This is a genomic window from Sphingobium sp. ZW T5_29 (assembly GCF_044987515.1).
Classification (GTDB): Bacteria; Pseudomonadota; Alphaproteobacteria; order Sphingomonadales; family Sphingomonadaceae; genus Sphingobium.
Genome location: NZ_JBJDRM010000001.1, coordinates 131,294 through 156,116, shown reverse-complemented (window position 1 = coordinate 156,116; position 24,823 = coordinate 131,294). Strand labels below are relative to the sequence as shown.

22 protein-coding genes are annotated in these 24,823 nt (G+C 60.8%); 16 read left to right on the top strand and 6 right to left on the bottom strand.

The features are described 5' to 3' along the window. Positions 1 to 84 precede the first annotated feature (84 nt). From ACI3KQ_RS00755 to lpdA, 8 genes are all read left to right on the top strand, one after another. On the top strand, positions 85 to 873 hold the full coding sequence (locus tag ACI3KQ_RS00755; RefSeq protein WP_404953797.1) for a succinate dehydrogenase iron-sulfur subunit: 789 nt from the start codon (positions 85 to 87) through the stop codon (positions 871 to 873). Between the two features lie 79 nt (positions 874 to 952). Further along, positions 953 to 1,339 carry a PaaI family thioesterase gene (locus tag ACI3KQ_RS00750; RefSeq protein ID WP_404953795.1) on the top strand — a complete coding sequence of 129 codons (387 nt, stop codon included), beginning with the start codon at positions 953 to 955 and terminating at the stop codon, positions 1,337 to 1,339. Next, positions 1,336 to 2,448 carry a cell division protein ZapE gene (zapE, locus tag ACI3KQ_RS00745; RefSeq protein WP_404953793.1) on the top strand — a complete coding sequence of 371 codons (1,113 nt, stop codon included), beginning with the start codon at positions 1,336 to 1,338 and terminating at the stop codon, positions 2,446 to 2,448. The genes ACI3KQ_RS00750 and zapE overlap by 4 nt, the downstream gene beginning before the upstream one ends. Before the next feature lie 280 nt (positions 2,449 to 2,728). After that, a complete protein-coding gene (gene mdh / locus ACI3KQ_RS00740; RefSeq protein WP_404953791.1) occupies positions 2,729 to 3,691 on the top strand; it encodes a malate dehydrogenase in 963 nt (320 codons plus the stop codon). Between the two features lie 99 nt (positions 3,692 to 3,790). Continuing rightward, positions 3,791 to 4,675, top strand: coding sequence for a succinate--CoA ligase subunit alpha (gene sucD / locus ACI3KQ_RS00735; RefSeq protein ID WP_404953789.1), 885 nt, complete (start codon positions 3,791 to 3,793; stop codon positions 4,673 to 4,675). Between the two features lie 88 nt (positions 4,676 to 4,763). Further along, on the top strand, positions 4,764 to 7,559 hold the full coding sequence (locus tag ACI3KQ_RS00730; RefSeq protein ID WP_404953787.1) for a 2-oxoglutarate dehydrogenase E1 component: 2,796 nt from the start codon (positions 4,764 to 4,766) through the stop codon (positions 7,557 to 7,559). Between the two features lie 8 nt (positions 7,560 to 7,567). Then, entirely contained in the window at positions 7,568 to 8,815 is a 1,248-nt protein-coding gene (gene odhB / locus ACI3KQ_RS00725; protein WP_404953785.1) for a 2-oxoglutarate dehydrogenase complex dihydrolipoyllysine-residue succinyltransferase, read from the top strand. A 113-nt stretch (positions 8,816 to 8,928) separates the two neighbouring features. Then, the gene (gene lpdA, locus ACI3KQ_RS00720) at positions 8,929 to 10,329 is read left to right on the top strand and encodes a dihydrolipoyl dehydrogenase (protein ID WP_404953783.1); all 1,401 of its coding nucleotides are present in this window, start codon (positions 8,929 to 8,931) and stop codon (positions 10,327 to 10,329) included. Positions 10,330 to 10,388: 59 nt separating this feature from the next. Here the strand turns inward: lpdA and ACI3KQ_RS00715 are convergent, their stop codons facing one another. Next, positions 10,389 to 11,561, bottom strand: a complete 1,173-nt coding sequence (locus ACI3KQ_RS00715) for a GGDEF domain-containing protein (protein WP_404953781.1) — start codon at positions 11,559 to 11,561, stop codon at positions 10,389 to 10,391. Between the two features lie 149 nt (positions 11,562 to 11,710). Beyond that, positions 11,711 to 12,379, bottom strand: coding sequence for an HAD family hydrolase (locus ACI3KQ_RS00710; protein ID WP_404953779.1), 669 nt, complete (start codon positions 12,377 to 12,379; stop codon positions 11,711 to 11,713). Positions 12,380 to 12,539: 160 nt separating this feature from the next. On the opposite strand from ACI3KQ_RS00710, the gene glmU reads away from it, so the two are divergent. The 3 genes from glmU to glmS all read left to right on the top strand — a co-directional run bounded on the left by glmU (position 12,540) and on the right by glmS (position 16,600). Continuing rightward, complete coding sequence (glmU, locus tag ACI3KQ_RS00705) at positions 12,540 to 13,832, top strand: bifunctional UDP-N-acetylglucosamine diphosphorylase/glucosamine-1-phosphate N-acetyltransferase GlmU (RefSeq protein ID WP_404954072.1); 1,293 nt, start codon at positions 12,540 to 12,542, stop codon at positions 13,830 to 13,832. Positions 13,833 to 13,870: 38 nt separating this feature from the next. Beyond that, entirely contained in the window at positions 13,871 to 14,680 is an 810-nt protein-coding gene (locus ACI3KQ_RS00700; RefSeq protein ID WP_404954070.1) for a metallophosphoesterase, read from the top strand. 96 nt (positions 14,681 to 14,776) lie between these two features. After that, a complete protein-coding gene (glmS, locus tag ACI3KQ_RS00695) occupies positions 14,777 to 16,600 on the top strand; it encodes a glutamine--fructose-6-phosphate transaminase (isomerizing) (protein WP_404953777.1) in 1,824 nt (607 codons plus the stop codon). Here the strand turns inward: glmS and ACI3KQ_RS00690 are convergent. The 3 genes from ACI3KQ_RS00690 to ACI3KQ_RS00680 form a co-directional block, all read right to left on the bottom strand. Further along, a complete protein-coding gene (locus ACI3KQ_RS00690) occupies positions 16,587 to 16,781 on the bottom strand; it encodes a KTSC domain-containing protein (RefSeq protein ID WP_404953775.1) in 195 nt (64 codons plus the stop codon). The genes glmS and ACI3KQ_RS00690 overlap by 14 nt on opposite strands. 238 nt (positions 16,782 to 17,019) lie before the next feature. Further along, positions 17,020 to 18,633 (bottom strand): GNAT family N-acetyltransferase, encoded by a 1,614-nt coding sequence (locus ACI3KQ_RS00685; RefSeq protein ID WP_404953773.1) that lies wholly within the window; start codon positions 18,631 to 18,633, stop codon positions 17,020 to 17,022. Positions 18,634 to 18,736: 103 nt separating this feature from the next. Then, complete coding sequence (locus ACI3KQ_RS00680; protein ID WP_404953771.1) at positions 18,737 to 19,957, bottom strand: NADP-dependent isocitrate dehydrogenase; 1,221 nt, start codon at positions 19,955 to 19,957, stop codon at positions 18,737 to 18,739. 165 nt (positions 19,958 to 20,122) lie between these two features. Between ACI3KQ_RS00680 and ACI3KQ_RS00675 the strand changes: the two genes are divergently transcribed. Together ACI3KQ_RS00675 and ACI3KQ_RS00670 are read left to right on the top strand one after the other, a co-directional pair. Continuing rightward, positions 20,123 to 20,857 (top strand): phosphatidylserine decarboxylase, encoded by a 735-nt coding sequence (locus tag ACI3KQ_RS00675; RefSeq protein ID WP_404953769.1) that lies wholly within the window; start codon positions 20,123 to 20,125, stop codon positions 20,855 to 20,857. Then, positions 20,854 to 21,636: a CDP-alcohol phosphatidyltransferase family protein gene (locus ACI3KQ_RS00670; protein ID WP_404953767.1), complete on the top strand. Its 783-nt coding sequence runs from the start codon at positions 20,854 to 20,856 to the stop codon at positions 21,634 to 21,636. The genes ACI3KQ_RS00675 and ACI3KQ_RS00670 overlap by 4 nt, the downstream gene beginning before the upstream one ends. 9 nt (positions 21,637 to 21,645) lie before the next feature. Here the strand turns inward: ACI3KQ_RS00670 and ACI3KQ_RS00665 are convergent, their stop codons facing one another. Then, positions 21,646 to 21,873, bottom strand: a complete 228-nt coding sequence (locus ACI3KQ_RS00665; protein WP_404953765.1) for a hypothetical protein — start codon at positions 21,871 to 21,873, stop codon at positions 21,646 to 21,648. 248 nt (positions 21,874 to 22,121) lie between these two features. Here ACI3KQ_RS00665 and rpsB point away from each other — a divergent pair, with 248 nt between their 5' ends. The 3 genes from rpsB (at position 22,122) to pyrH (ending at position 24,823) form a co-directional block, all read left to right on the top strand. Beyond that, positions 22,122 to 22,880 (top strand): 30S ribosomal protein S2, encoded by a 759-nt coding sequence (gene rpsB, locus ACI3KQ_RS00660; RefSeq protein WP_404953763.1) that lies wholly within the window; start codon positions 22,122 to 22,124, stop codon positions 22,878 to 22,880. Positions 22,881 to 22,977: 97 nt separating this feature from the next. Further along, positions 22,978 to 23,904 (top strand): translation elongation factor Ts, encoded by a 927-nt coding sequence (gene tsf / locus ACI3KQ_RS00655; RefSeq protein ID WP_404953761.1) that lies wholly within the window; start codon positions 22,978 to 22,980, stop codon positions 23,902 to 23,904. 193 nt (positions 23,905 to 24,097) lie between these two features. After that, on the top strand, positions 24,098 to 24,823 hold the full coding sequence (pyrH, locus tag ACI3KQ_RS00650) for a UMP kinase (RefSeq protein ID WP_167302788.1): 726 nt from the start codon (positions 24,098 to 24,100) through the stop codon (positions 24,821 to 24,823).

Genomic DNA, 24,823 nt, shown 5'->3' with positions numbered 1-24,823 from the left:
TGGTAAAGGTCGTAATCAGTCGCTAAGGGCTTCGCCTGCGTGAGCCGAACGACTATCGGCGCGGATGGAGGACATCGTAAACCCATGGCCGAATTCTCTCTGCCCAAGAACAGCAAGATTTCCGGTAAGGGCGTCGCTCATAAAGCACCTGACGGCGCGAGCAACGTCAGGAGCTTCAAGGTCTATCGCTACGATCCCGACTCGGGGCAGAATCCGCGCTACGACACGTTCGACATCGACCTCGACACTTGTGGGCCAATGGTTCTGGACGCATTGCTCAAGATCAAGAATGAATATGATCCGACGCTGACCTTCCGCCGTTCCTGCCGCGAAGGCATCTGTGGTTCCTGTTCCATGAACATGAACGGCAAGAACGGTCTGGCCTGCACCACCGCCATTGACGAGTGCGCGGGCAAGGAAGTCCGCATCACGCCGCTGCCGCACATGGACGTGATCAAGGACCTTGTTCCCGATTTCACCCATTTCTATGCGCAGTACAGCTCGATCAAGCCGTGGCTGCAAACTGTCACGCCCCCGCCAAGCGGCAAGGAGCGGCTTCAGTCGCCCGCCGACCGTGAAAAGCTGGACGGACTGTATGAGTGCATCCTGTGCGCCTGCTGTTCGACCAGTTGCCCCAGCTACTGGTGGAATTCCGACAAGTTTCTCGGTCCCGCTATCCTGCTCCAGGCCTATCGCTGGCTGGCGGACAGCCGTGACGAATATACCGGTGAGCGTCTGGATGAGCTGGAAGATCCGTTCCGCCTCTATCGCTGCCACACCATCATGAACTGCGCGAACGTTTGCCCCAAGGGCCTCAGCCCCGCCAAGGCGATCGCGGAGACCAAGAAGATGATGGTCGAACGGCAGCTTTGATGCGGTGAGCGGCGATGCTGGACCTGTAAGCCGGGTGCCGGACGGCCCTTGGGCTGGGTGGCTCGTCTGGACCGATCCGATGCAGGGAACCTTTCTGGATACCTGCATCGGTCCCAGCTATTCACGTAGCGATGGCGAAGGCCGCGCGACGGTGATGCTGGAAACCCGGCCCTATCATGCCAACCGCATGGGTGCGCTGCATGGCGGTTTTCTCGCGGGATTTGCCGATCATGCTTATTTCGCCGGGTTGGCTGCCATGGGCCGACCAGAACAGGCCTCCGCCGTGACGGTGGACCTGGGCATGCAATATTGTGGATCAGGTGACGTCGGTCCGCCGCTGCGTGCCGAAGTGGAACTGCTGCGTGAAACAGGACGTCTGATGTTCATGCGGATGACGATCCATCAGGGCGATGGTCTGGTCGCAGCTTCGACCGCAACGGTGCGCAAGGCGCCCATGCCGAAATGAACAGCGTAATTGAGCGCTATCGCGCACTGGTTACGGCCGGTGAGTTGCGCGCCGACCCTGATCAGGAACGGGCGGCGCGACGTCTGGACCTGTTGCAGCAGGAACTGGAAGCGGCTCCGCCCCGCGGCTCAACCCTGTGGCGGCTGTTGCGCAAGGCGCCCGAACCACCGCGCGGCCTCTACATGTGGGGCGGCGTTGGACGGGGCAAGTCGATGCTGATGGACCTGTTTTTCAGCACGGTGAAAATCCAGCGCAAGAAGCGGGCGCATTTCCACGAATTCATGCTGGATGTGCACGCACGACTGGCGGATGCGCGGAAGTCGGAAAAGGGCGATCCCATCCCGCCCGTGGTGCAATCCCTGGCGGACGAAGCGCGGCTGCTGTGCTTTGACGAGATGGTCGTCAACAACATGGCTGATGCCGCGATCATGTCGCGATTGTTCACAGGACTGCTCGACTCTCAGGTCACGATCGTCACGACGTCCAATCGCGAACCTGACGAGCTTTATAAAAACGGTCTTAACCGTCAGCTTTTCCTGCCCTTCATCGACCTGATCAAGGATCGGCTCGATGTGATGACGCTCAATGGGCCTACCGATTACCGGCTCGACCGCCTCGGCGATGCGCAGCTTTGGCATTCGCCCAATGGGCCGGAGGCGACGAAGGCGCTGTCTGATGCCTTTTTCCGTCTGACCGATTATCCGGTCGAAGATCGCGCCAAGGTTCCTTCTGACGATATTCCAATACAGGGCGGACGCACCCTGCATGTGCCCAAAAGCCTGAAGGGGGTCGCGGTATTCTCCTTCAAACGGCTCTGTGCGGCAGCACGGGGTGCGCCCGATTATCTGGCGATTGCCCGCCGGTTCCATACCGTGATCCTGGTCGGCATTCCGGTGCTTGGCCCCGAAAATCGTAACGAGGCCGCACGCTTCGTGACGCTGATCGACGCGCTTTACGAATATAAGGTGAAGCTGCTGGCCTCTGCTGACGCACAGCCTGCCTCGCTTTACCCCGAAGGTGATGGCGCCTTTGAATTTGAGCGTACCGTGTCCCGGTTGATGGAAATGCAATCGGACGATTACCTGGCGTTGGGTCACGGACCCAAATAGGCGCGCCCCTCGTTTCAGAGGACGAACGCCCCCTTTTTTCAACGGTCTAAATGGCCCGGACGCTTCCCCAATGAAGGGAAGCGCCCGGCAGGTGGCCGCTGCGGGACGATCGAACGCCAGGGTAGGGACGTACGACAACAGGGCGATCTGCTATTAATGCAACTGCGAATGAATTGCAAAGATAATTTGGATGTGCCGCTGATCCACTGTTGAAACCTTAACATTATCGGCCTAAGCGGGCGGGCAATTCCAATATTCCGTGCTTGGAGGATGATTGCATATGGCCCGTAAGAAGATCGCGCTCATTGGCGCTGGCAATATCGGCGGCACACTGGCGCATCTCGCCGCGCTGAAGGGCCTGGGCGACATCGTCCTGTTCGACGTCGTCGAAGGCGTGCCCCAGGGCAAGGCTCTTGACCTGTCGCAGTGCGGCCCGGTCGAAGGCTTCGATGCCAAGATCACCGGCACCAACGACTATGCCGACATCAAGGACGCCGACGTCATCATCGTCACCGCCGGTGTCGCTCGCAAGCCGGGCATGAGCCGCGACGATCTGCTGGGTATCAACCTCAAGGTCATGAAGGCCGTGGGTGAGGGCATCAAGAACAATGCCCCCAACGCTTTCGTCATCTGCATCACCAACCCGCTGGACGCGATGGTGTGGGCGCTTCGCGAGTTCTCTGGCCTGCCGCATAACAAGGTTGTGGGCATGGCTGGCGTCCTCGACTCCGCGCGCTTCAGCCATTTCCTGGCCGAAGAATTCCAGGTGTCGGTCAAGGAAGTGAACAGCTTCGTGCTGGGCGGCCATGGCGACACCATGGTGCCGGTCGTGCAATATTCGACCGTTGCCGGTATCCCGATCCCCGACCTTATCAAGCAGGGCCGCTCCACCAAGGAGCGCATCGACGCCATCGTGCAGCGCACCCGTTCGGGCGGCGGCGAGATTGTCGGCCTGCTCAAGACCGGTTCCGCCTTCTACGCTCCCGCGACCAGCGGCATTGCCATGGCTGAAGCCTATCTGTTCGATCAGAAGCGCCTGCTGCCTTGCGCCGCGAACCTGACGGGCCAGTATGGCGTCGATAATCTTTATGTCGGCGCTCCCGTGATCATCGGCAAGGACGGTGTCGAGCAGGTTGTCGAGATCGAACTGGACGATGAGGCCAAGGCCAATCTTCAGGTTTCGGTCGATGCGGTCAAGGAACTGCTGGAAGCCTGCAAGGGCATCGATTCCTCGCTCGCCTGAGCCCAAGAGCTGCACCAGTACGTCCCAGGTGGGTGAGCAGCCTGGGACATGCTGCCTTTCATCTGAAGTGCCACGTCCACAGAATGTAAAGGGACTGACATGTCCATTCTGGTGAACAAGAACACCAAGGTCATTACCCAGGGTATGACCGGTGCCACCGGCACCTTCCACACCGAACAGGCGCTGGCTTATGGCACGCAGATGGTTGCTGGCGTCACGCCCGGCAAGGGCGGCACCAGCCACATCGGCCTGCCTATGTACGATACCGTTGCCGAAGCAAAGGCAAAGACCGGCGCGGATGCTTCGGTCGTCTATGTTCCGCCGCCATTCGCGGCTGATTCGATCCTGGAAGCGATCGATGCGGAAATCCCGCTGATCGTCTGCATCACCGAAGGCATTCCGGTGCTCGACATGGTACGCGTCAAGCGCGCGCTGTCCGGCAGCAAGTCGCGCCTGATCGGCCCGAACTGCCCCGGCGTGCTGACCCCTAATGAGTGCAAGATCGGCATCATGCCCGGCAGCATCTTCAAGGCGGGCAGCGTCGGCGTCGTTTCGCGTTCCGGCACCTTGACCTATGAAGCCGTGTTCCAGACCTCGAACGCAGGCCTGGGCCAGACCACGGCTGTCGGCATCGGCGGCGACCCGGTCAATGGCACCAACTTCATCGACGTGCTGGAACTGTTCCTGGCCGACGACGCTACCGAATCGATCATCATGATCGGTGAAATCGGCGGCGACGCGGAAGAGCAGGCTGCGCAGTTCCTGATCGACGAAGCCAAGCGTGGCCGCAAGAAGCCGATGGCAGGTTTCATCGCAGGCCGCACGGCGCCTCCGGGCCGTCGCATGGGCCATGCCGGTGCGATCGTGTCGGGCGGTAAGGGCGATGCTGAAAGCAAGATTGCGGCGATGGAAGCCGCCGGCATCAAGGTCGCGGCCAGCCCTTCGGAGCTTGGTTCGACGCTGGTGGAAGTGCTGAAGGGCTGATCTGAAGCCTGCAAGGTGGCCGGGCTGCACCCCGGCCGCTTGTTACCCCGATCCGCGACTGCACGCGGGTGGCATGGGACGCAGAGAAATGGGTTACGAGAACCAGGATTTCGAAGTCGAGCACGGACCCAGTTGGGCCCGCAGCAACTGGCCGCTGAGCGATACGGACGACCTGACGGGGGCGATGGACCCGACGCAGATGCAGGTCGCGGTAAAGGCTGCGGCCAAGGCTTCGGGCAAAGCCGTATCGGACGCGGATGCGGTCAGTGCCGCTGACGATGCCATCCGCGCGCAGATGCTGATCCGTACCTATCGCGTTCGCGGTCACCTCGCCGCCAATCTCGATCCTTTGAGCCTGTCCCAGCGCGACCTGCCGGCTGACCTTACGCCGGAATATCACGGCCTGAACGATCCTGAGAAAAAGATCTATCTCGGTGGAACGCTCGGCCTGCAATATGCGACGGTGCGTGAGATCGTTGCTATTTTGCGCGCCAATTACTGCGGCAATGTCGGCCTTGAATATATGCACATTGCCGATGTTGAGGAGCGTCGCTTCCTGCAGGAACGGTTGGAGGGCAAGGATAAGGAAATCCAGTTCACGCCCGAAGGCAAGAAGGCGATCCTGGCGAAGGTCATCCAGGCCGAACAATATGAAAAGTTCCTGGGCCGCAAATATGTCGGCACCAAGCGCTTTGGCCTGGACGGCGGCGAGTCGATGATCCCGGCCCTGGAAGCCATCATCAAATATGGCGGCGCGCTGGGCGTTCGGGAAATTGTCTACGGCATGGCCCATCGCGGTCGCCTCAACGTCCTTGCCAACGTGATGGCCAAGGGCTTTCGCGTCATCTTCCACGAATTTTCCGGCGGCACCGCCAACCCGGAAGACGTCGGCGGTTCGGGCGACGTCAAATATCATCTGGGCACCTCCACTGACCGTGAGTTCGACGGGATCAAGGTGCACATGTCGCTGGTTCCCAACCCGTCGCATCTTGAAACAGTTGATCCGGTCGTGCTGGGCAAGGTCCGCGCGCAGCAGACCTTCCGCGACGATCTGGGCAAGCATGAGCAGGTGTTGCCTGTGCTGATCCACGGTGACGCGGCCTTTGCCGGTCAGGGCATCGTTTGGGAATGCCTGGGTTTTTCGGGCGTCAGTGGCTATAATACCGGCGGTTGCATCCACTTCATCGTCAACAACCAGATCGGCTTTACGACCTCGCCCCAATTTTCGCGCGGATCGCCCTATCCCAGCGACGTGGCGAAGGGCGTCCAGGCTCCGATCCTTCACATCAATGGCGACGATCCCGAAGCGGTGACCTTCGCGTGCAAGCTGGCGATCGAATATCGTCAGACCTTCCATCGCGACATCGTGATCGACATGTGGTGTTATCGCCGCTTCGGCCACAATGAGGGCGACGAACCGAGCTTCACTCAGCCGCAGATGTACGCCAAAATTCGCCAGCACGCGCGGGTCAGCGATGTCTATTCGGCCCGACTGAAGGCGGAAGGCGTGGTCGACGACGACTTTGTGAACCAAGTGACGGGCGACTTCGTCAACCATCTGGAGCAGGAGTTCGAGGCTGCCAAGAGCTACAAGTCCAACAAGGCGGACTGGTTTGCCGGCCGGTGGTCTGGCTTGCACAAGCCCGCTGACGCGGAAACGGCGCGGCAGAATGTCGAAAGCGCGATCAGCCAGAAATTGTTCGACAGCCTGGGCAAGACGCTGACGACGGTGCCCGAAGGACATAATGTCCACAAAACTTTGCAACGCGTGATCGATGCAAAGGCGGAGATGTTCAAGAACGGTGTGAACTTCGACTGGGCGACCGGCGAAGCGCTGGCTTTCGGTTCGCTGTTGTCGGAAGGCTATGGCGTCCGCCTGTCGGGACAGGACTCCGGTCGCGGAACCTTCAGTCAGCGCCACGCTGTCTGGGTCGACCAGGATAGCGAGAATAAATATATCCCGCTGTCCACCGTTCCCCATGGCCGGTTTGAGGTACTCGACAGCCCCTTGTCGGAATATGGCGTGCTGGGCTTTGAATATGGCTTTGCGCTTGCCGATCCCAAGAGCCTGGTGCTGTGGGAAGCGCAGTTTGGCGATTTTGCCAATGGTGCGCAGATCATATTCGACCAGTATATCTGCTCGTCGGAAACCAAGTGGCTCCGTTCGAACGGTCTTGTCTGCCTCTTGCCCCACGGCTACGAAGGACAGGGGCCGGAGCACAGCTCGGCACGCCTGGAACGCTTCCTGCAACTCTGCGCGGAAGGCAATATCCAGGTCGCCAATTGCACGACGCCGGCCAACTATTTCCATATCCTGCGCCGACAGATGCTGCGCCCGTTCCGCAAGCCGCTGATCATGATGACGCCAAAGTCGCTGCTGCGGCACAAGCTGGCCGTCAGCACGGCTCAGGACTTCCAGGGCAATACCCACTTCATGCGCATCCTGTCGGACATCAATCCGGCGCCGGACGCAGAAACAAAGCGGTTGGTGCTCTGCTCCGGCAAGGTTGCCTACGACCTGATGGAAGCCCGCAACGCGGCAGGTGATAAAAATACCCAGGTCGTCCGCATCGAACAGCTCTATCCCTTCCCCGCTGAGGCTCTCGCCGTGCGTCTGAAGCGCATGACGAACCTGGAGGAAGTGATCTGGTGCCAGGAAGAACCGCGCAACAATGGCGCCTGGTCATTTGTCGAGCCATATATTGAGGAAGCGCTGGCGCAGGCGGGCAGGGCTCCGATGCGTGCCCGCTATGCCGGGCGCAAGGCATCGGCATCGCCCGCAACGGGCCTCGCCAAACGCCACGTCGCTGAACAGGGCGCGCTCGTCGCCGATGCGCTGGGTCACAGCGTCCGTGAAGAAATCCGCCGCCAGAAGAAAGGCTGACCAAGCTCATGGCAACAGAAGTCAAAGTCCCTACCCTGGGCGAATCCGTTACCGAAGCGACCGTTGGCCAGTGGCTGAAGAAGCCTGGAGAGGCCGTGCAGGCCGATGAGGCGATCGTCAGCCTGGAAACCGACAAGGTTGCCGTCGACGTGCCCGCGCCAGTCGCTGGAACGCTGGGCGACATCATCGCCAAGGAAGGCGATACCGTGAACGTCGGCGCGCTGCTGGCGATGATCAACGAAGGTGCAGCCGCTGCCGCCAAGCCTGCCGCTGGCGCCGCACCGGCCCCCGCTGCCAAGGCGGAGGCTGCCGCGCCCGCTCCCACGGCTTCGGCCCCGGCCGAAGAAGACGAAGGCGGCAACCTGACGCTGTCGCCGGCCGTACGCCGCCTGGTCCTGGAACATGGCCTCGACCCCAGCAAGATCAAGGGCACGGGCAAGGACGGTCGCCTGACCAAGGATGACGTGACTGCTGCTGTCGCCGCTGGCACTGCCAAGGCTGCGGCTTTGGCCCCTGCCGCCACCCCTGCTGCGGCTGCTCCGGTCGCTGGTCCCAGCCGCGCGCAGGAACGCGTCAAAATGACCCGCCTGCGCCAGACGGTCGCCAAGCGCTTGAAGGAAGCGCAGAATACGGCGGCGCTGCTGACGACCTATAATGACGTCGATATGACCAACGTCATTGAAGCGCGCGCAAAGTATAAGGACTTGTTTGAAAAGAAGCATGGCGTCCGTCTGGGCTTCATGGGCTTCTTCACCAAGGCCGTCTGCATGGCGCTGCGCGACATTCCGGGCGTTAATGCGCAGATCGATGGCGACGAGATCGTCTACAATGATTTCGCCGACATTTCGGTCGCCGTTTCCGCCCCCAATGGCCTGGTCGTGCCAGTGATCCGCAACGCGGAAAGCCTGAGCGTGGCGGACATCGAAAAGACGATCGGCGGCTTTGGCAAGAAGGCCAAGGAAGGCACGCTTACCATGGAAGACATGAAGGGTGGCACCTTCACTATCTCCAACGGTGGCGTCTTCGGTTCGTTGCTGTCGAGTCCGATCATCAACCCGCCGCAGTCGGCCGTGCTGGGCCTTCATCGTATTGAGGACCGTCCGGTCGTCCGCAATGGTGAGATCGTCATTCGTCCGATGATGTATCTGGCTCTCAGCTATGATCATCGTCTGGTCGATGGCCGCGAAGCGGTGACCTTCCTCGTCGCGGTGAAGAATGCGATCGAAGATCCAACCCGTCTGTTGATCGACCTGTAAGGTCGGCCGTCTTTCCGTTCGGGCCGAGCCTGTCGAAGCCCTGTCTCTTTTTCCCCAAGGGACGAAATAGCTAGTGAAGCCCCTAGACAGGCTCAGGGCGAACGGAGATTCTTATGGCAGACTTCGATTATGACGTTCTGGTGATTGGCGCGGGGCCGGGTGGCTATGTGGCGGCGATCCGTGCTGCGCAACTGGGCCTCAAGACAGCCTGCGCCGAAAGCCGCGACACGTTGGGCGGAACCTGCCTCAACGTCGGTTGCATCCCGTCGAAGGCGCTGCTGCACGCGTCCGAATTGTTCGAGGAAGCATCAAGCGGCGCACTCGCCAAGCTGGGCGTCAAGATTGACAAGATGAGCCTGGACCTGGGCGCGATGCAGGGCCAGCGCAAGGACGCCGTCAAGGGGCTGACGGGCGGTATCGAGTTTCTGTTCAAGAAAAACAAGATCGACTGGTTGAAGGGGCGTGCCAGCTTCACCGGCGCGAACACAGTTGAAATAGCTGGCAAGACGGTCACGGCGAAGAATATCGTCATTGCCACCGGATCTTCGGTCACGCCATTACCGGGCGTCGAAGTCGACAATGACAAGGGTCTGATCGTCGATTCGACGGGCGCGCTGGAACTGGACAAGGTGCCCGGCCATATGGTCGTGATCGGTGGCGGCGTCATCGGGCTGGAACTGGGTTCCGTCTGGCGTCGTGTGGGCGCAAAGGTAACCGTGGTCGAATATCTCGACCAGATCCTGCCTGGCATGGACGGGGAAGTCCGCAAGGAAGCGAACAAGATATTCAAGAAGCAGGGCTTCGAATACAAGCTGGGAACCAAGGTGACGGGCGCACAGGCGCATAAGAAGGGCGTGACCCTGACCGTCGAACCGGCTGCTGGCGGTGATAATGAGACGATTGAGGCCGATGTGGTTTTGGTGTCGATCGGCCGCCGTCCCAATACCGACGGGCTGGGTCTGGACAAGATCGGCCTGGAGCTTAACGGTCGCGGCCAGATTGAGACCGATCATGATTTCGCGACCAAGGTGCCTGGCGTCTGGGCGATCGGCGACGTGATCCCCGGCCCCATGCTTGCCCATAAAGCCGAGGATGAAGGCATTGCAGTCGCGGAGAATATCGCTGGCCTGACCGGCATCGTGAATCACGACGTGATCCCGTCGGTCGTTTATACCAGCCCGGAGATTGCTGGGGTGGGCTTGACCGAGGAAGCTGCCAGGGAAAAGGGCGTGATCAAGGTCGGCAAGTTCCCGATGATGGCAAACAGCCGCGCCAAGACCAATCACGAACCTGACGGCTTCGTAAAGATCATCGCCGATGCCCAGACTGACAAGGTGGTTGGCGTGTGGATCATCGCTTCGGTCGCGGGCACCATGATTGCGCAGGCCGCGCAGGCCATGGAGTTCGGCGCATCGAGCGAGGACATCGCCTATACCTGCCACGCGCACCCAACGCATAGCGAAGCGATCAAGGAAGCGGCGATGGCGGTAATGGGCAAGCCCATCCATATGTGATCGAACCAAGATTACCGCGAGACAGGAAGAGGCTGCCCATAATGGGCGGCCTTTTTTCACTATCGGGCGCTGGCCGCCGCGGGTGTGGTCGCGGATTTGAAATTGGGGTGGGCAACGGCGCGCGATACGCAAACCTGATTACGCCCCCGCGATTTCGCCTTGTACAATGACTCGTCTGCACGGGCGATGGTATCGTGGATGGACGTATCGGCACGCCGGACGGTGGACAAACCGAAGCTGGCGGTCAGGCTGCGCATGAGTGGCAATGTCGACCCGATGTCGCGGGTGAAACATTCCCGGATGTCATTTGCAATGGCGGCGGCGCAGGCGGCATCGGTGCCTGGCAGGAAAAGGACGAATTCCTCCCCTCCAAAACGGGCCGTTATTGTCGTATCGGGTGTCTTGTGTTCCAGCATCCTGGCCAGTGCTACGATGACGCGGTCACCCACGGCATGGCCATGTTCATCATTCACGACCTTGAAATGGTCGATATCGCAGACGACGACGCTACCCGATCGAGCCGTCGTGCCCAGTTGCATCACCGCGTCGTCAAATCCACGGCGATTGAGCAAGCCTGAAAGCGGATCGATCATCGCATCGCGTTCATAACGCGTGAGCAGGTCGAGCACTTGTGTCGCAAGAGCCGCCAGCGCCAGGAACATCCCGAATATGCAGGCGAGCGCCTGGGTCAGAAAGGCGTAATCGCTGACCAGGTAATCGATGCCCTGTGCCAGGGTTAGCTGGATAGTGCTGCCTCGCACCAGATTGTCGATCGCCACCAATGTGGCTGCTGCGAACAGGGTGCGATCCGCACCGCTGGTCAACTGCCCCCTGGCTGCGATCAACGGCAGGGCGATGAGCAGGAAGCAGCCGAAGTCGGATGCGGCAAGTTCCATGGGCAGATTGCCGACAGCCAACGCCGTGGCGCACAGAAAGCAGGATAATCCCCAGATGGCGACGCGGGCAGGCCGAAGCCATAAGGGGCGCCACCGTTGGAGCAACGCTTCGCTGAAGAACAGGAATCCCGTTGCAAACAATATGTCAGCCAGCAAGCTCCAGAGGGGCGTCGGGACGGCTGAATAAACGACAGGGGTGGTGAACCCACCCGCGACGCAGAGATAGCCTGTGCTCCACCAACCGGCTACGCGCATGCCCCTGCTGTAAAGGATCAGAAAAGCGATGCTGAAGCTGGCCAACATGACGGGCAGGAAGAAAGCAAAATTTTCTCCCATGCCGAGTGCCTTTATCCTTCACTTTCTGCTGGTTACGCACGACGCGTGCAGCGCGCGCCCGGCTGGCACGTATAACCTCACCCTTAATAAATACTTCCAGAATCGATGAAATATTCATCCGATATGGATGTAAACACAGGGTTTTTAGTTCAGCTTTGCCAATTTTCCAGAAGCGGCACCAATTCATCGAAATGATCGATCACGGCGTCGGCCTGTAATAGTTCAACGGGACCATCCAGAAAGCCAAAGCTGACCGCGATGCTCGGAATGGCGGCGTTACGCGCGCCCGCAATGTCGTTGATGGTGTCGCCCAGGAATATGGCCCTGCCGCCGCCTGCGCGCGCGACCATCTCATGGATCGGGGCGGGGTCAGGTTTGGAAACTTGCAGAGTGTCGCCACAGACAATGCTGGCAAACCGTTCCGACAGGCCGATCTGGTGCATCAACGGAATGGTAAAGCGTTCCGATTTGTTGGTGCAGATGGCGACCTTTACGCCCACTTGCTCCAGTTGGTCTATTGCTGCGATCGCACCGGGGTAGGGGATAGAGTGGACAGCAAGATTCTGCTCGTAATAATCAAGCAGGATCGGCAGCGTTGCGGTGATCAGCCCGTCATCGCACGCGCCCGAAGCGGCCAGCGCCCTTTCCAGCATCACTTTTGCGCCCTTGCCGACAAAGGGATGAATGGCCTCCACCGGGAACGGCGGTCGATCCAGTGTCGCTAGGGCATAGTTGACCGCTGCGGCCAAGTCGCCGCTGGTGTCCAGTAAAGTGCCGTCCAGGTCAAAACCGACGACGTCGAAAGGAATCCGTGCCATGGGGCGGCTCATGCGGCCAGCGCGGTGGCAAAGGCAAGTCAAACGTGGCAGAGAGCCTTCAGATTCTTGACCTCTTTATCTTGCAGGAAGGAAGCGTTCCGCCGTGACCGCCAGCCGCCCGATCGCTGTCATCATCCTTGCCGCTGGGCAGGGGACGCGCATGAAATCCGCCATGCACAAGGTTCTGCACCCGGTCGCGGGACGCCCCATGCTGCTCCACCTGCTCGCCAGCGTTGCCGGACTGAAGCCAGCGCGGCAGGTCGTGGTCGTTGGTTCTGGCCGTGAACAAGTGGAAGCCGCGGTGGCTGGAACCGGCGCCGTGATCTCCGTGCAGGACAAGCAGTTGGGTACAGGGCATGCCGTCGCTCAGGCGCATGATGCGCTGGCGGGGTTCGCTGGCGACATATTGATCCTTTATGGCGACGTTCCATTGGTCCGGCCCGAAACCATGCGTGCGATGCTCGACAGATTAAACATGGGGGACGAACCACGCGCGGTTGTGCTGGGCTTTCGGCCTGAGGATGCTGCCGCCTATGGCAGGATCATCACCGATGGGCAGGGCGCCATCGAAAAAATGGTGGAATATAAGGATGCCGATGCCGGCGAACGTGCGGTGACGCTGTGCAACTCCGGCTTGATGGCCGTGCGTTCGACCGATCTGTTCGTGCTGTTGGACCAGATTGGCAATAATAATGCTGCAGGCGAATATTATCTGCCCGACATCGTCATGCTGCCCGGCGCGCAAAGCGCGGTGATCGAAGCGGAATCGTGGGAAGTCGCCGGTGTGAACAGCCGTGCGGAACTGGCAGGGGTCGAAGCGGACTGGCAGGATCGTCGCCGTATGGAGGCGATGCGCGACGGCGTTACGCTGGTTGCGCCCGAAACTGTCTACTTTGCGTATGATACGGTGCTGGGGCGGGATGTGCGCGTGGAGCCCAATGTCGTGTTCGGCCCGGGCGTGAACGTGGCCGACGATGTCACCATCCGCGCCTTTTCGCATCTGGAGGGAGCGTTTATCGGTGCGGGGGCGGAGGTCGGACCTTATGCCAGGCTGCGTCCGGGCGCGAAGATTGGGCCGAAGGCAAAGGTAGGCAATTTCGTTGAAGTGAAGAAATCGGAACTGGGCGAAGGTGCGAAGGTCAATCACCTGTCCTACATCGGCGATGCCGTCATCGGTCCCGGTGCCAATATCGGGGCGGGCACCATTACCTGCAATTATGATGGCTTCTTCAAATATCGCACGGAAATAGGAGCGGGGGCGTTCATCGGCTCCAACAGCGCGCTGGTCGCACCGGTGAAGATTGGCGATGGTGCGATCGTGGCGGCGGGCAGCGTGGTCACTAAAGAGGTCGACGCCGACGCCCTGTGCCTGGTTCGACCCGTGCAGGAGGGTAAGCCCGGTTGGGCCAAACGCTTCCGGGCCAGGATGCAGGCGCGCAAAGCCGCCAAGTGATAGGCCGGACTTCGCCCCGGCTGGCCGCACTGCTGGTCATGCTGTTGTTGGCTATCGGGACGGGTCTTTGGCTGATCGACAATGCGCGGGCGATGCCGGTCGTGCGGCGGTTGGAGATCGCCCTGCCTTTCCCCCCGGATGCGCCGTACAAGTCAGTGCGCGTAGCCCTGATCACCGACACGCATCTGTCGGGTCCTGACAATAGTCCCGAACGGATGGCCCGCATTGTCGCGATGGTGAATGGCCTGAAGCCAGACCTCGTCCTGCTGGGCGGGGACTATATCGGCGATGAAAAAGGCGGAGCGACCTATAACGCGGCCGAAAGCATCGCGCCCTTGGCCGCGCTGCGTGCGCGCCTGGGCGTTGTGGCAGTGCTTGGCAATCATGACGACCGCCGCCATGCACTGGTGAGCCGGAAGGAGTGGCGACGCCTGTTGGCCGGGATTGGAATAAGCCTGTTGGACAATGAAGCCAGTCGGCGCGGTCCGCTGGCGATTGGCGGGCTGCGCGACTTTTACACTGGAAAACCGGATATTCCCGGCACCCTGGCGGACATGAAGGCGCTGGGCGGCGCGCCCCTCATCCTTTCGCACGGCCCGGACATCTTTCCGGCCTTGCCCGATCAGCGGTCGCTCACGCTCGTAGGGCATACACATTGCGGCCAGGTGGCGTTACCTCTGCTGGGCATCGTCTATGTTCCATCACGCCTGGGCACGCGCTACGCCTGCGGCGTGTATGGGCAGGGCGAAAAGACCATGATCGTGTCGGGAGGCGTGGGGACCAGCGGCCTTCCCATCCGCATGCTCGCGCCGCCGGACATCTGGCTGGTTACAATTCGCGCCGGATGACACAGGCCCCTGTCGTTTCGCGTGCGACCGTGGCATAGCTATGGACGTGGCGACAGCTAATCGCTTGTTTTTCAGTTTTCTGGGGCATCACAATCCATGTGCGGAATAATCGGTATCGTCGGCAAGGACGGTGTGGCGGAGCGGCTTGTCGAAGGTCTGAAGCGGCTGGAATATCGCGGCTATGACAGCGCGGGCGTGGCGGCCATCCATGATGGCGCGATCGAACGCCGCCGTGCGGAGGGCAAGCTCGCCAATCTGGTGAAGGAACTGGAAGGCAACCCCTTGCCGGGAACCACAGGCATCGCTCACACGCGCTGGGCCACCCATGGCGCGCCGACGACCAGCAATGCGCATCCCCACGCGACCAGGGAAGTCGCGCTGGTTCACAACGGCATCATCGAAAATTTCAAGACGCTGCGGGAAGAACTGACCGCTCGGGGCCGCGTGTTCGACAGCGAAACCGATACGGAAGTCGTCGCGCATCTGGTGAGCGAACTGGTAGAGCAGGGCGCTTCCCCACGCGATGCGGTGGCGCAGATTCTCCCCCGGCTCCATGGCGCCTTCGCGCTGGCTATATTGTTCCGCAGCAGCCCGGATATGCTGATCGGCGCGCGATTGGGGTCGCCGTTGGTGGTGGGATATGGCGATGGAGAAACCTATCTTGGTTCCGACGCGCTGGCGTTGGCGCCGCTGACCCAGCGCATCGCCTATCTGGAGGAAGGCGACTGGGTGATCGTCACCGCTCAGGGGGCGGAGATATTCGACAAGGACAATATTCCCGTCGAACGGCCGATCACCATTTCCGGCGTCACGGGCGAACTGATCTCCAAGGGCAATCATCGCCACTATATGCTCAAGGAAATTTATGAGCAGCCTGTGGTCGTCGCCCAGACCCTGCGATCCTACCTCCGCCGCCTGGAGGATCAGGTGTCGCTGCCGGTCCCCGATTTCGATCTGGGTGCGATCCGCAGGGTAACGATCGTCGCCTGCGGCACCAGCTACTACGCAGGCATGGTCGCCAAATATTGGTTCGAACAGCTCGCCCGCGTGCCGGTCGACGTCGATGTGGCCAGCGAGTTCCGCTATCGCGCACCGGTGATGGAGGATGGCGGGCTGATGATCGTTATCAGCCAGTCCGGCGAAACCGCCGACACGCTTGCCGCGCTGCGCCACGCGCGGAGCGAGGGGCAGAAAATCGCCGCCGTCGTCAACGTCCCCACCAGCACGATGGCGCGGGAGGCTGACCTGCTGCTTCCCACCCATGCCGGGCCGGAAATTGGCGTCGCATCGACCAAGGCATTCACGTGCCAACTCGCCGTGCTGGCCGCCTTCGCCGCCAATCTCGCGCGGGCCAAGGGGCGACTGGACGCCAAGGCGGAAAAGGAATTGGTACGCCACCTGGCCGAAGCGCCTGCCGCGCTGAATGCGGCGCTGGCCTATGATGAATCGATCGAGGCCATGGCGCATCTGATCGCGGCGGCACGGGACGTGCTTTATCTTGGGCGTGGTCCCGACTATCCGCTAGCGCTGGAAGGGGCGCTAAAGCTGAAGGAAATCAGCTATATTCATGCTGAAGGCTATGCCGCTGGCGAAATGAAGCATGGTCCGATCGCGCTGATTGATGACAAGGTGCCGGTGATCGTTCTCGCCCCCAGCGGGCCGTTGTTCGAAAAGACCGTGAGCAACATGCAGGAAGTGCAGGCGCGCGGTGGCAAGGTGGTGCTGATTTCCGATTATGACGGCGTGCAGGCGGCGGGTGAGGGGTGCATCGCCACCATCACCATGCCCAAAGTGCATCCACTGATCGCGCCGATGGTCTATGCGGTGCCAGTGCAACTGCTGGCCTACCATGTCGCCGTGGCGAAGGGGACGGACGTGGATCAGCCGCGCAATCTGGCCAAGTCTGTCACTGTCGAGTGAAGGGATAATGGTCGCGGATACGGCGATTGAAAAAGCCACCCTTGGACGAGGCCCTGGTCATCTCCGCCGCTAGCTGTTCCGGCACATCGAAATAGCTGTAGCGCTTTCCGCTGACGAACTGCACGTCCAGCCGATGTTCGGCGGCGTCATAGTAAAAGTCGCGAATGGCGGTCGAAGGCATGTTTCATGAAATGAACGATCGCTGGAGATGTTGCATGGAGATGCACTTTCAGATCAATGAATCGACACCGTCAGCGAACGACCATTTGCCGTTAGGCACGCCGTGCTCCTGCGACGGCAGGAGCCCAGTTCAGACGTTGCAATAATCTACCCGGACGGACGAAGCTCCTGCCTTCGCAGGAGCGCATTTCATCCAGCGCGAACATCAATGCCCGCTCTCCACCCAAACCATCGGTCCGTCACCCACCCCCAGGCGAATTGTGGCCGCCTGCCGGTACAGGGCCGCCGCTGGGCGCATGGGCATGGTCGGGGCTGCTATCCCAATCGATATGATAAAGGTCGAAACGGCGGTCGCGCAGGTTGCGCACCGTGCCTTCCGCGCGTGCCCAGCTAAGGTCGGCCAGGTTTACGTCGGCCATGGTCAGGGTTTCGACATTTTCCGTTGATTCCGCCGCGATGCCGTCGCGGGCGAAGGGCAGGTCGCAGGGCGTCAGGATCGCGCTCTTGGCATATTGAATGTCCATATTGTCGACATTGGGCAGGTTGCCCACATTGCCGGACATGACGACATAGCATTGATTTTCAATCGCCCGCGCCTGCGCGCAGTAGCGCACGCGCATATAGCCCAGACGGCTGTCGGTGCAGAAGGGGACGAAGATGATACGCGCGCCCTGATCTACCAGGCGGCGGGCTAGCTCTGGGAATTCGCTGTCATAGCAGATGAGGACGCCGATCGGGCCGCAGTCGGTCTGGATCACGTCGAGCGAATCGCCGCCCTTGATGTTCCACCAGAATGCCTCGTTGGGCGTCGGGTGGATTTTTTCCTGGGTGTGGACCGAACCATCCCGCAGGGCGACATAGGCGATGTTCTGAATATCGCCGTCGTCGGCCCGGGTCGGGTGGGAGCCGCCGATAATGTTGATATTATATTCCAGCGCCATCCGCGTCAGTTCCTTCGTCAGGCGCGGCGTATAGTCTGTCAGCTTGTCGATTGCCTCCAGCGGGGAAAGCTTCTTCGTTTCGAAAGACAGCAAGGGTAAGGTGAATAATTCCGGGAAGACAATGAAGTCCGATCGATAATCTGCCGCGACATCAACGAAATATTCGATGTTCCTGACAAATTCATCGAAGTCTGCAACGGCGCGCGCCTGTAGCTGGCAGGTCGCCAGACGGACGCTTTCCACCCCGCGCGGGACGCGCATTTCAGGCGCTTCGTCGGGATCCACATAGGGATTGCGCCAGACCAGATGGGCGGCATGTCCATCGGACTGCTTGTCTTCGGGAAGATAGTTTTCCAGCACGCCCAGCGGTTCGAACTGATTTTTCAGCTGGAAACTGACGACCTGGTCGCGGATTTTCCCCTGCACGACCTTTTCCAGATAGTCGGCGGGGCCGTCGACCCGCCGCCGGGCGCGGGCATAGCCCGGCATGCGCCCGGCGATGACGATGCCGTGCAGGTCCAACTGCTCGGCCAGTTCCTTGCGCTCATCATAAAGACGCTGGCCGATGCGCAGGCCGCGCAGTTTCGGGTCGACCGCCATTTCATAGCCGTAGAGCCATTCGCCCGCCGCGCTGTGCCGCGTGCCAAAGCCATTGGCCGTGATTTCTTCCCAATCATGAAAGGAAAAGGCCATGCCCTTGCTCACCCGCATGGTCGCGCAATATCCCACGACCTTGTTGTCGTAGAGCGCCACGAAGCAGCCGTCGGGAAAGTTGTTGATCTGGCCTCGGACCGTTGCCGGGGAATAGTTGGGCATGCCCGGATAGACCCGCGCGATCAGCCGCAGGACCGCGCGGACATCGCTGGGGACGGCGACGCGCACTTCCAGCCGCTTTCCTGCCTTGGTCGTCATCAATCATCTCCCCGCAATGGAAAAGGCGGCGCTGTTGGAACAGCGCCGCCTCATTTCGCCAACGTACTGATAAGCCGCGAACCGCCGATCGGTTCCCGTCAGATCAGGCCCACTGGCCCATGGCCTTTTCCAGGTTGGCGCGGATCGCTTCGAAGAACTGCTCCGTCGTCATCCATGCCTGATCGGGGCCGATCAGCAGCGCCAGATCCTTTGTCATCGCGCCGCTTTCGACGGTTTCGATGCAGACCCGTTCCAGCGTTTCGGCGAACTTAGTGACTTCCGGGGTATCATCGAACTTGCCGCGATAGGACAAGCCCTGGGTCCAGGCGAAGATCGACGCGATCGGGTTGGTCGACGTCTGCTTGCCCTGCTGGTGCTGGCGATAGTGGCGGGTGACGGTGCCGTGCGCGGCTTCGGCCTCGACGGTCTTGCCATCGGGCGAAAGCAGGACGGACGTCATGAGGCCCAGCGAGCCAAAGCCCTGCGCTACGGTGTCGGACTGAACGTCGCCGTCGTAATTCTTGCACGCCCACACGAACTTGCCGCTCCACTTCAGAGCGGAAGCGACCATGTCGTCGATCAGGCGATGTTCGTAGACGGTGCCCGCCGCTTTGAACTGATCGGCGAATTCATTGTCGAACACTTCTTGGAACAGGTCCTTGAAACGACCGTCATAGGCCTTGAGGATGGTGTTCTTGGTCGACAGATACAGCGGCCAGCCGCGGCTGAGCGCATAGTTCATGCTGGCACGGGCGAAGTCGCGGATCGAATCGTCCAGATTGTACATGCCCATCGCGACGCCCGGGCTGGGGAAGTTGAAGACGTCCTTTTCGATCTTCTCGCCATTGGCGCCGTCCCAGATCATGCGCAGCTTGCCAGGGCCGGGGACCAGGAAATCGGTGGCGCGATACTGGTCACCGAACGCGTGGCGGCCGATGACGATGGGGTCGGTCCAGCCTGGAACCAGGCGCGGCACGTTCTGGATGACGATCGGTTCGCGGAACACGACGCCGCCCAGGATATTGCGGATCGTGCCATTGGGCGACTTCCACATTTCCTTGAGGCCGAATTCTTCGACGCGTGCTTCGTCCGGGGTGATGGTGGCGCACTTCACGCCGACCCCATATTGCTTGACCGCATTGGCGCAATCGACGGTGATCTGGTCGTTGGTTTCGTCGCGCTTTTCAACGCTCAGGTCATAATATTTGAGGTCGATGTCGAGATAGGGGAGAATGAGGCGTTCACGGATCCACTGCCAGATGATCCGCGTCATTTCGTCGCCATCAATCTCTACGACCGGGTTCTTGACCTTGATCTTCGCCATGCGCCTCTTTCGCCTTCTTTGTTCAGGTGGATTTGCGAAACGCCCTACGGAAAGCGAAGGCAATGTTCAACCGGGCAATGGCAGCGAGAGCGGCGGCATTTTTACCGGCCCCCGCAGAGGCATCGACCGTTGTCAGTGCAAGTGACTGTCCCTAAAGACGTTGGCATGGAAAATGACGAAATGACCGTCGCGCTGGGCGGCAATGTGAAATGGCGCTTCCCATCGGTTCATCCCGAAGGTGTGAAGTTCGGCCTGATTGCCGCGGCGATCACCTTGGCTCTGTTCCTGATCGGCTGGGAAATTCCCGGCTGGTTGATGGTGATGGTGACGATATGGGTCTTTGCTTTCTTTCGCGATCCGGTTCGCGCAGTGCCCCAGGATGAACGCGCCATCATCGCGCCAGCCGATGGGCTGGTCACACTTATCCAGCGTGTGCCGCCGCCGCGTGAAATGGCTGGAGCGGATGGCCTGGGCGACCGGCCTATGGTCCGCGTGTCCATCTTCATGAGTGTGTTCGACGTGCACATCAACCGCACGCCGATCGGCGGGACCGTCAAATCGGTCGTCTATATTTCGGGCAAGTTCGTCAACGCCGACCTCGACAAGGCGAGCGAAGACAATGAACGGCAGCATATTTTGGTCGAACGGCATGATGGCGTGCGCATCGGCTTTACCCAGATCGCGGGGCTGGTCGCGCGGCGGATCGTCCCATTCGTGAAGCCGGGCGACATGATCGCGGCGGGGCAGCGCATCGGTCTGATCCGCTTTGGCAGCCGCGTCGATGTCTATCTTCCCGAAGGGACGGCGCCGCGCGTCGTGCTGGGCCAGCGGACGGTGGCTGGCGAAACGATCCTTGGCCAGATGGGCGACATGCGGGTCATTTCGGGAATTCAACAATGAGGCAGCGGCGCCCCATCCCGCGCGGCATGCGTCGTGGCATCACGCTGCGGATGGTCGCGCCCAACGCGGTCACCGCCATGGCGCTGTGTTGCGGTTTGACCGGCGTGCGATATGCCGTTGCCGGACGGTGGGAACTGGCGGTGACGCTCATCATCATTGCGGGGATATTGGACGGGCTGGACGGCAGGATCGCGCGGCTGCTGCGGGGCGAAAGCCGTTTTGGGGCCGAGCTTGATTCCCTGTCGGATTCGATCGCATTCGGTGTTGCGCCAGCACTGATCCTGTATCTGTGGGCGCTGCATGCCATGCCGAAATTCGGATGGATATTTGCGCTGGCCCATGCCCTGTCCTGCGCGCTGCGTCTGGCGCGGTTCAATGCTAATATCGATGCAGATGAACAGCCGCACAAATCGGCGGGATTTTTAACCGGCGTTCCGGCACCGGCGGGGGCGGGGCTTGCCTTCGTTCCGCTCTATCTGTGGCTGGTTACGGGCGAAGACATATTCCGGGCCTGGTATGTCGTTGCGCCCTGGGTGGCGTTCACTGCCTTCCTGATGATCTCCAACATCGCGACATATAGCTGGTCGGCGCTGCGCCTGCGCAAGCGCATCCGTTTGGAGGCGATTGCCGTTGCGGGCTTGCTGGCGGCGCTCCTGATTACCGATCCCTGGCTTACATTGCTGTGCCTGTCGGCCGCCTATGTGGCAACCATTCCCTTCGGCGTCATGTCCTATGCGCGTGTGCGCAAACAACAGCAGGCGGTGAAAGCCGCCGACTGAAACCCGGCATCAGGCGGCCAGCATCGATTTTGGAGAAGGTCGCGCGACCAGCCGATCACGCGGTGCTGCGCGGCGGCGGCTGACCCGCAACCGATAAACGGGTGCTTCCAGCGGAATAGGTTCGAACAGCAAGGCTGCGATCATCTTGTCACGATAAAGCGCGAACATGCCGACGATAGTGGCTGCGGCCAGCAGGAAGGCTGCAAGGAAAACGGTGGCTGCAATAATGGTGAACATGGTGCGCTCACTTTCCATTTGCGACAGAACGAGGGTTCTGGATTGTCGGTGCAAACGGGCTTGAACCGCGCTTGGTTCCGAATGTTCTCTATATGTTCCCTGCATTGACGCAAGTCAACCCCCTTGCATCGCCCGACACCCCGCGCTAATGGCCGCCCCATTCCACATGGGAATCGCACATATCCGGTGCTGAAGGCGTGACGCCCCAGTTCCTGATTCCCAGAGGCACAACCGGAAGGAGAAATATTATGGCGGCTCCTGTCGTCACCATGCACCAATTGATTGAGGCTGGCGCCCACTTCGGCCACCAGACCCACCGCTGGAACCCGCGTATGAAGCCGTATATTTTCGGCGATCGCAACGGCATCCACATTCTCGACCTTTCGCAGACCGTGCCGCTCTTCGGCCGCGCGCTCGACTTCGTGTCGGCGACCGTTGCCGCCGGCGGCAAGGTGCTGTTCGTCGGCACCAAGCGCCAGGCGCAGGACCCGATCGCTGACGCCGCTCGCAAGTCGGGCCAGCACTTCGTCAACCACCGCTGGCTGGGCGGCATGCTCACCAACTGGAAGACCATTTCCGGTTCGATCAAGCGTCTGAAGACCCTGGAAGAGAAGCTGTCGGGCGACACCCACGGTTTCACCAAGAAGGAAGTCCTTCAGATGACCCGCGAGCGCGAGAAGCTCGAACTGTCGCTGGGCGGCATCCGCGACATGAACGGCATCCCCGATGTCATGTTCGTGATCGACGCCAACAAGGAAGAGCTGGCGATCAAGGAAGCCAACACGCTGGGTATCCCGGTCGTTGCGATCCTCGATTCGAACGTTTCGCCCGACGGCATCGCCTTCCCGGTTCCGGCGAACGATGACGCCAGCCGCGCCATCCGCCTCTATTGCGACGCCATCGCGGCTGCCGCCACCAAGGGCAACCGTGGCGCGCAGCAGGCTTCGGGCGTCGACCTGGGTGCGCTCGACGAACCGCTGGCTGAAGAAGTCGTCGCCGAAGCCTAAGGGCGTCGCACGACTACAGGAATGACAGGCCAGGGCGCGCTCCTTCGGAGACGCGCCCTGCCGTTTATTTGAAACATCGAACATTAGGAGCCGAAGCATGGCTGAAATTACCGCCGCCGCCGTCAAGGAACTGCGCGACCGTTCGGGCGCGGGCATGATGGACTGTAAAAAGGCGCTCGCCGAAGCCAAAGGCGACATGGAAGCCGCAGTCGATTGGCTGCGCGCCAAGGGCCTTGCCGCCGCTCAGAAGAAATCCAGCCGCACCGCTGCTGAAGGTCTGGTCGGCGTCGCCGTCGCTGGCACCAAGGGCGTTGCCGTCGAAGTGAACAGCGAAACCGACTTCGTTGCCAAGAACGACCAGTTCCAGGATTTCGTCCGCACCGTCGCACAGGTGGCGCTGGACAGTGGCGTCAACGATGCCGAAGCGCTTTCGGCGCAGGCGCATCCGGCTGGCGGCACCGTGTCGGAAAAGCTGGTGTCGAACATCGCCACCATTGGTGAAAACCAGACGCTGCGCCGCATCGGTCAGGTTGAAGTGAGCCAGGGCGTCGTCGTTCCCTACGTGCACAATGCCGCTGCTCCGGGTCTGGGCAAGATCGGCGTTCTGGTCGCGTTGGAAGGTGACGCGCCCGCCGACGTGCTGGAACCGCTGGGCAAGCAGATCGCGATGCACATCGCTGCCGCCTTCCCGCTGGCGCTTTCGGCTGCCGACATCGATCCCGCCCTGCTGGAGCGTGAACGCGCCATCGCCGCTGAAAAGGCCGCCGAATCGGGTAAGCCTGCCGAGATCGTCGCCAAGATGGTCGATGGCGCCGTGGCGAAGTTCGCCAAGGAACAGGCACTGCTGTCCCAGCTGTTCGTGATGGACAACAAGACCCCGGTTGCTGACGTCGTTGCCAAGGCGGCGAAGGAAGCTGGCGCGTCGATTACTCTGACGAACTATGTCCGCTTCCAGCTCGGCGAAGGTATCGAGAAGGAAACGAGCGACTTCGCCGCTGAAGTCGCCGCCGCAGCGGGCGTCTGATCACCTGCCGCTGTTGCCGCCCTATCTGACAGGGCGGTCGGTTCGGACGATGTCGAGAGGCGCAGCTTCTCGACAAGTCCGGGCCAGACGCTAAGGAAGTTCAGGGCGTCAAAAACCCCGCTTCACATCATGGCGCGTGCTGCCTAAGGTGCGCGCCATTTCCTTGCCCGATTGTAATGGATTATTCCGCCGCATGACTCGTCCGCCCTTCAAGCGCATATTGCTGAAACTCTCGGGCGAAGTGCTGATGGGGCAGGGGCAATACGGCATCGAACCGGAAACCGTGAACCGCGTCGCGTCCGAAATCGCGGCAGCCAAGGACGCGGGATTTGAAATTTGTGTCGTCGTGGGCGGCGGCAACATCTTCCGTGGCCTTGCGGGTGCAGCCAAGGGGTTCGACCGGGCCAGCGCCGATTATATGGGCATGCTGGCCACCGTCATGAACGCGCTGGCCGTGCAGAATGCGCTGGAAAAGATCGGCTATGACACACGGGTCCAGTCCGCGATCCCGATGGCGTCGGTGTGCGAACCCTATATCCGTCGCAAGGCTACGCGGCACATGGAAAAGGGCCGCATCGTCATCTTCGCGGCGGGCACGGGCAGCCCGTTCTTCACCACTGACACGACTGCGGCGCTACGTGCGGCGGAAATGAACTGCGACGCATTGTTCAAGGGCACCAGCGTGGACGGCATCTATAATGCCGACCCCAAAAAGGTGCCCGACGCGGCGCGTTACGAACAGATCAGCTTCGACCGGGTGCTGAACGATAATCTGAAGGTCATGGACGCGAGCGCCATTGCGCTTTGCCGTGAAAATAATATTCCCATCGTTGTGTTCAACATCCGCGAAACCGGCAACCTGGCAAAGGTGCTAGCCGGTGACGGGGTCGCGACGATCGTGCAAAATCAGGAGCGCTGA

What these genes read in the sequence shown, in the direction of transcription:
- ACI3KQ_RS00755 (WP_404953797.1), top strand. Translation starts at nt 85, where the DNA reads ATGGCCGAATTCTCTCTGCCCAAGAACAGCAAGATTTCCGGTAAGGGC.
- ACI3KQ_RS00750 (WP_404953795.1), top strand. Translation starts at nt 953, where the DNA reads ATGCAGGGAACCTTTCTGGATACCTGCATCGGTCCCAGCTATTCACGT.
- zapE (WP_404953793.1), top strand. Translation starts at nt 1,336, where the DNA reads ATGAACAGCGTAATTGAGCGCTATCGCGCACTGGTTACGGCCGGTGAG.
- mdh (WP_404953791.1), top strand. Translation starts at nt 2,729, where the DNA reads ATGGCCCGTAAGAAGATCGCGCTCATTGGCGCTGGCAATATCGGCGGC.
- sucD (WP_404953789.1), top strand. Translation starts at nt 3,791, where the DNA reads ATGTCCATTCTGGTGAACAAGAACACCAAGGTCATTACCCAGGGTATG.
- ACI3KQ_RS00730 (WP_404953787.1), top strand. Translation starts at nt 4,764, where the DNA reads ATGGGTTACGAGAACCAGGATTTCGAAGTCGAGCACGGACCCAGTTGG.
- odhB (WP_404953785.1), top strand. Translation starts at nt 7,568, where the DNA reads ATGGCAACAGAAGTCAAAGTCCCTACCCTGGGCGAATCCGTTACCGAA.
- lpdA (WP_404953783.1), top strand. Translation starts at nt 8,929, where the DNA reads ATGGCAGACTTCGATTATGACGTTCTGGTGATTGGCGCGGGGCCGGGT.
- ACI3KQ_RS00715 (WP_404953781.1), bottom strand. Translation starts at nt 11,561, where the DNA reads ATGGGAGAAAATTTTGCTTTCTTCCTGCCCGTCATGTTGGCCAGCTTC.
- ACI3KQ_RS00710 (WP_404953779.1), bottom strand. Translation starts at nt 12,379, where the DNA reads ATGGCACGGATTCCTTTCGACGTCGTCGGTTTTGACCTGGACGGCACT.
- glmU (WP_404954072.1), top strand. Translation starts at nt 12,540, where the DNA reads ATGAAATCCGCCATGCACAAGGTTCTGCACCCGGTCGCGGGACGCCCC.
- ACI3KQ_RS00700 (WP_404954070.1), top strand. Translation starts at nt 13,871, where the DNA reads ATGCTGTTGTTGGCTATCGGGACGGGTCTTTGGCTGATCGACAATGCG.
- glmS (WP_404953777.1), top strand. Translation starts at nt 14,777, where the DNA reads ATGTGCGGAATAATCGGTATCGTCGGCAAGGACGGTGTGGCGGAGCGG.
- ACI3KQ_RS00690 (WP_404953775.1), bottom strand. Translation starts at nt 16,781, where the DNA reads ATGCCTTCGACCGCCATTCGCGACTTTTACTATGACGCCGCCGAACAT.
- ACI3KQ_RS00685 (WP_404953773.1), bottom strand. Translation starts at nt 18,633, where the DNA reads ATGACGACCAAGGCAGGAAAGCGGCTGGAAGTGCGCGTCGCCGTCCCC.
- ACI3KQ_RS00680 (WP_404953771.1), bottom strand. Translation starts at nt 19,957, where the DNA reads ATGGCGAAGATCAAGGTCAAGAACCCGGTCGTAGAGATTGATGGCGAC.
- ACI3KQ_RS00675 (WP_404953769.1), top strand. Translation starts at nt 20,123, where the DNA reads ATGGAAAATGACGAAATGACCGTCGCGCTGGGCGGCAATGTGAAATGG.
- ACI3KQ_RS00670 (WP_404953767.1), top strand. Translation starts at nt 20,854, where the DNA reads ATGAGGCAGCGGCGCCCCATCCCGCGCGGCATGCGTCGTGGCATCACG.
- ACI3KQ_RS00665 (WP_404953765.1), bottom strand. Translation starts at nt 21,873, where the DNA reads ATGTTCACCATTATTGCAGCCACCGTTTTCCTTGCAGCCTTCCTGCTG.
- rpsB (WP_404953763.1), top strand. Translation starts at nt 22,122, where the DNA reads ATGGCGGCTCCTGTCGTCACCATGCACCAATTGATTGAGGCTGGCGCC.
- tsf (WP_404953761.1), top strand. Translation starts at nt 22,978, where the DNA reads ATGGCTGAAATTACCGCCGCCGCCGTCAAGGAACTGCGCGACCGTTCG.
- pyrH (WP_167302788.1), top strand. Translation starts at nt 24,098, where the DNA reads ATGACTCGTCCGCCCTTCAAGCGCATATTGCTGAAACTCTCGGGCGAA.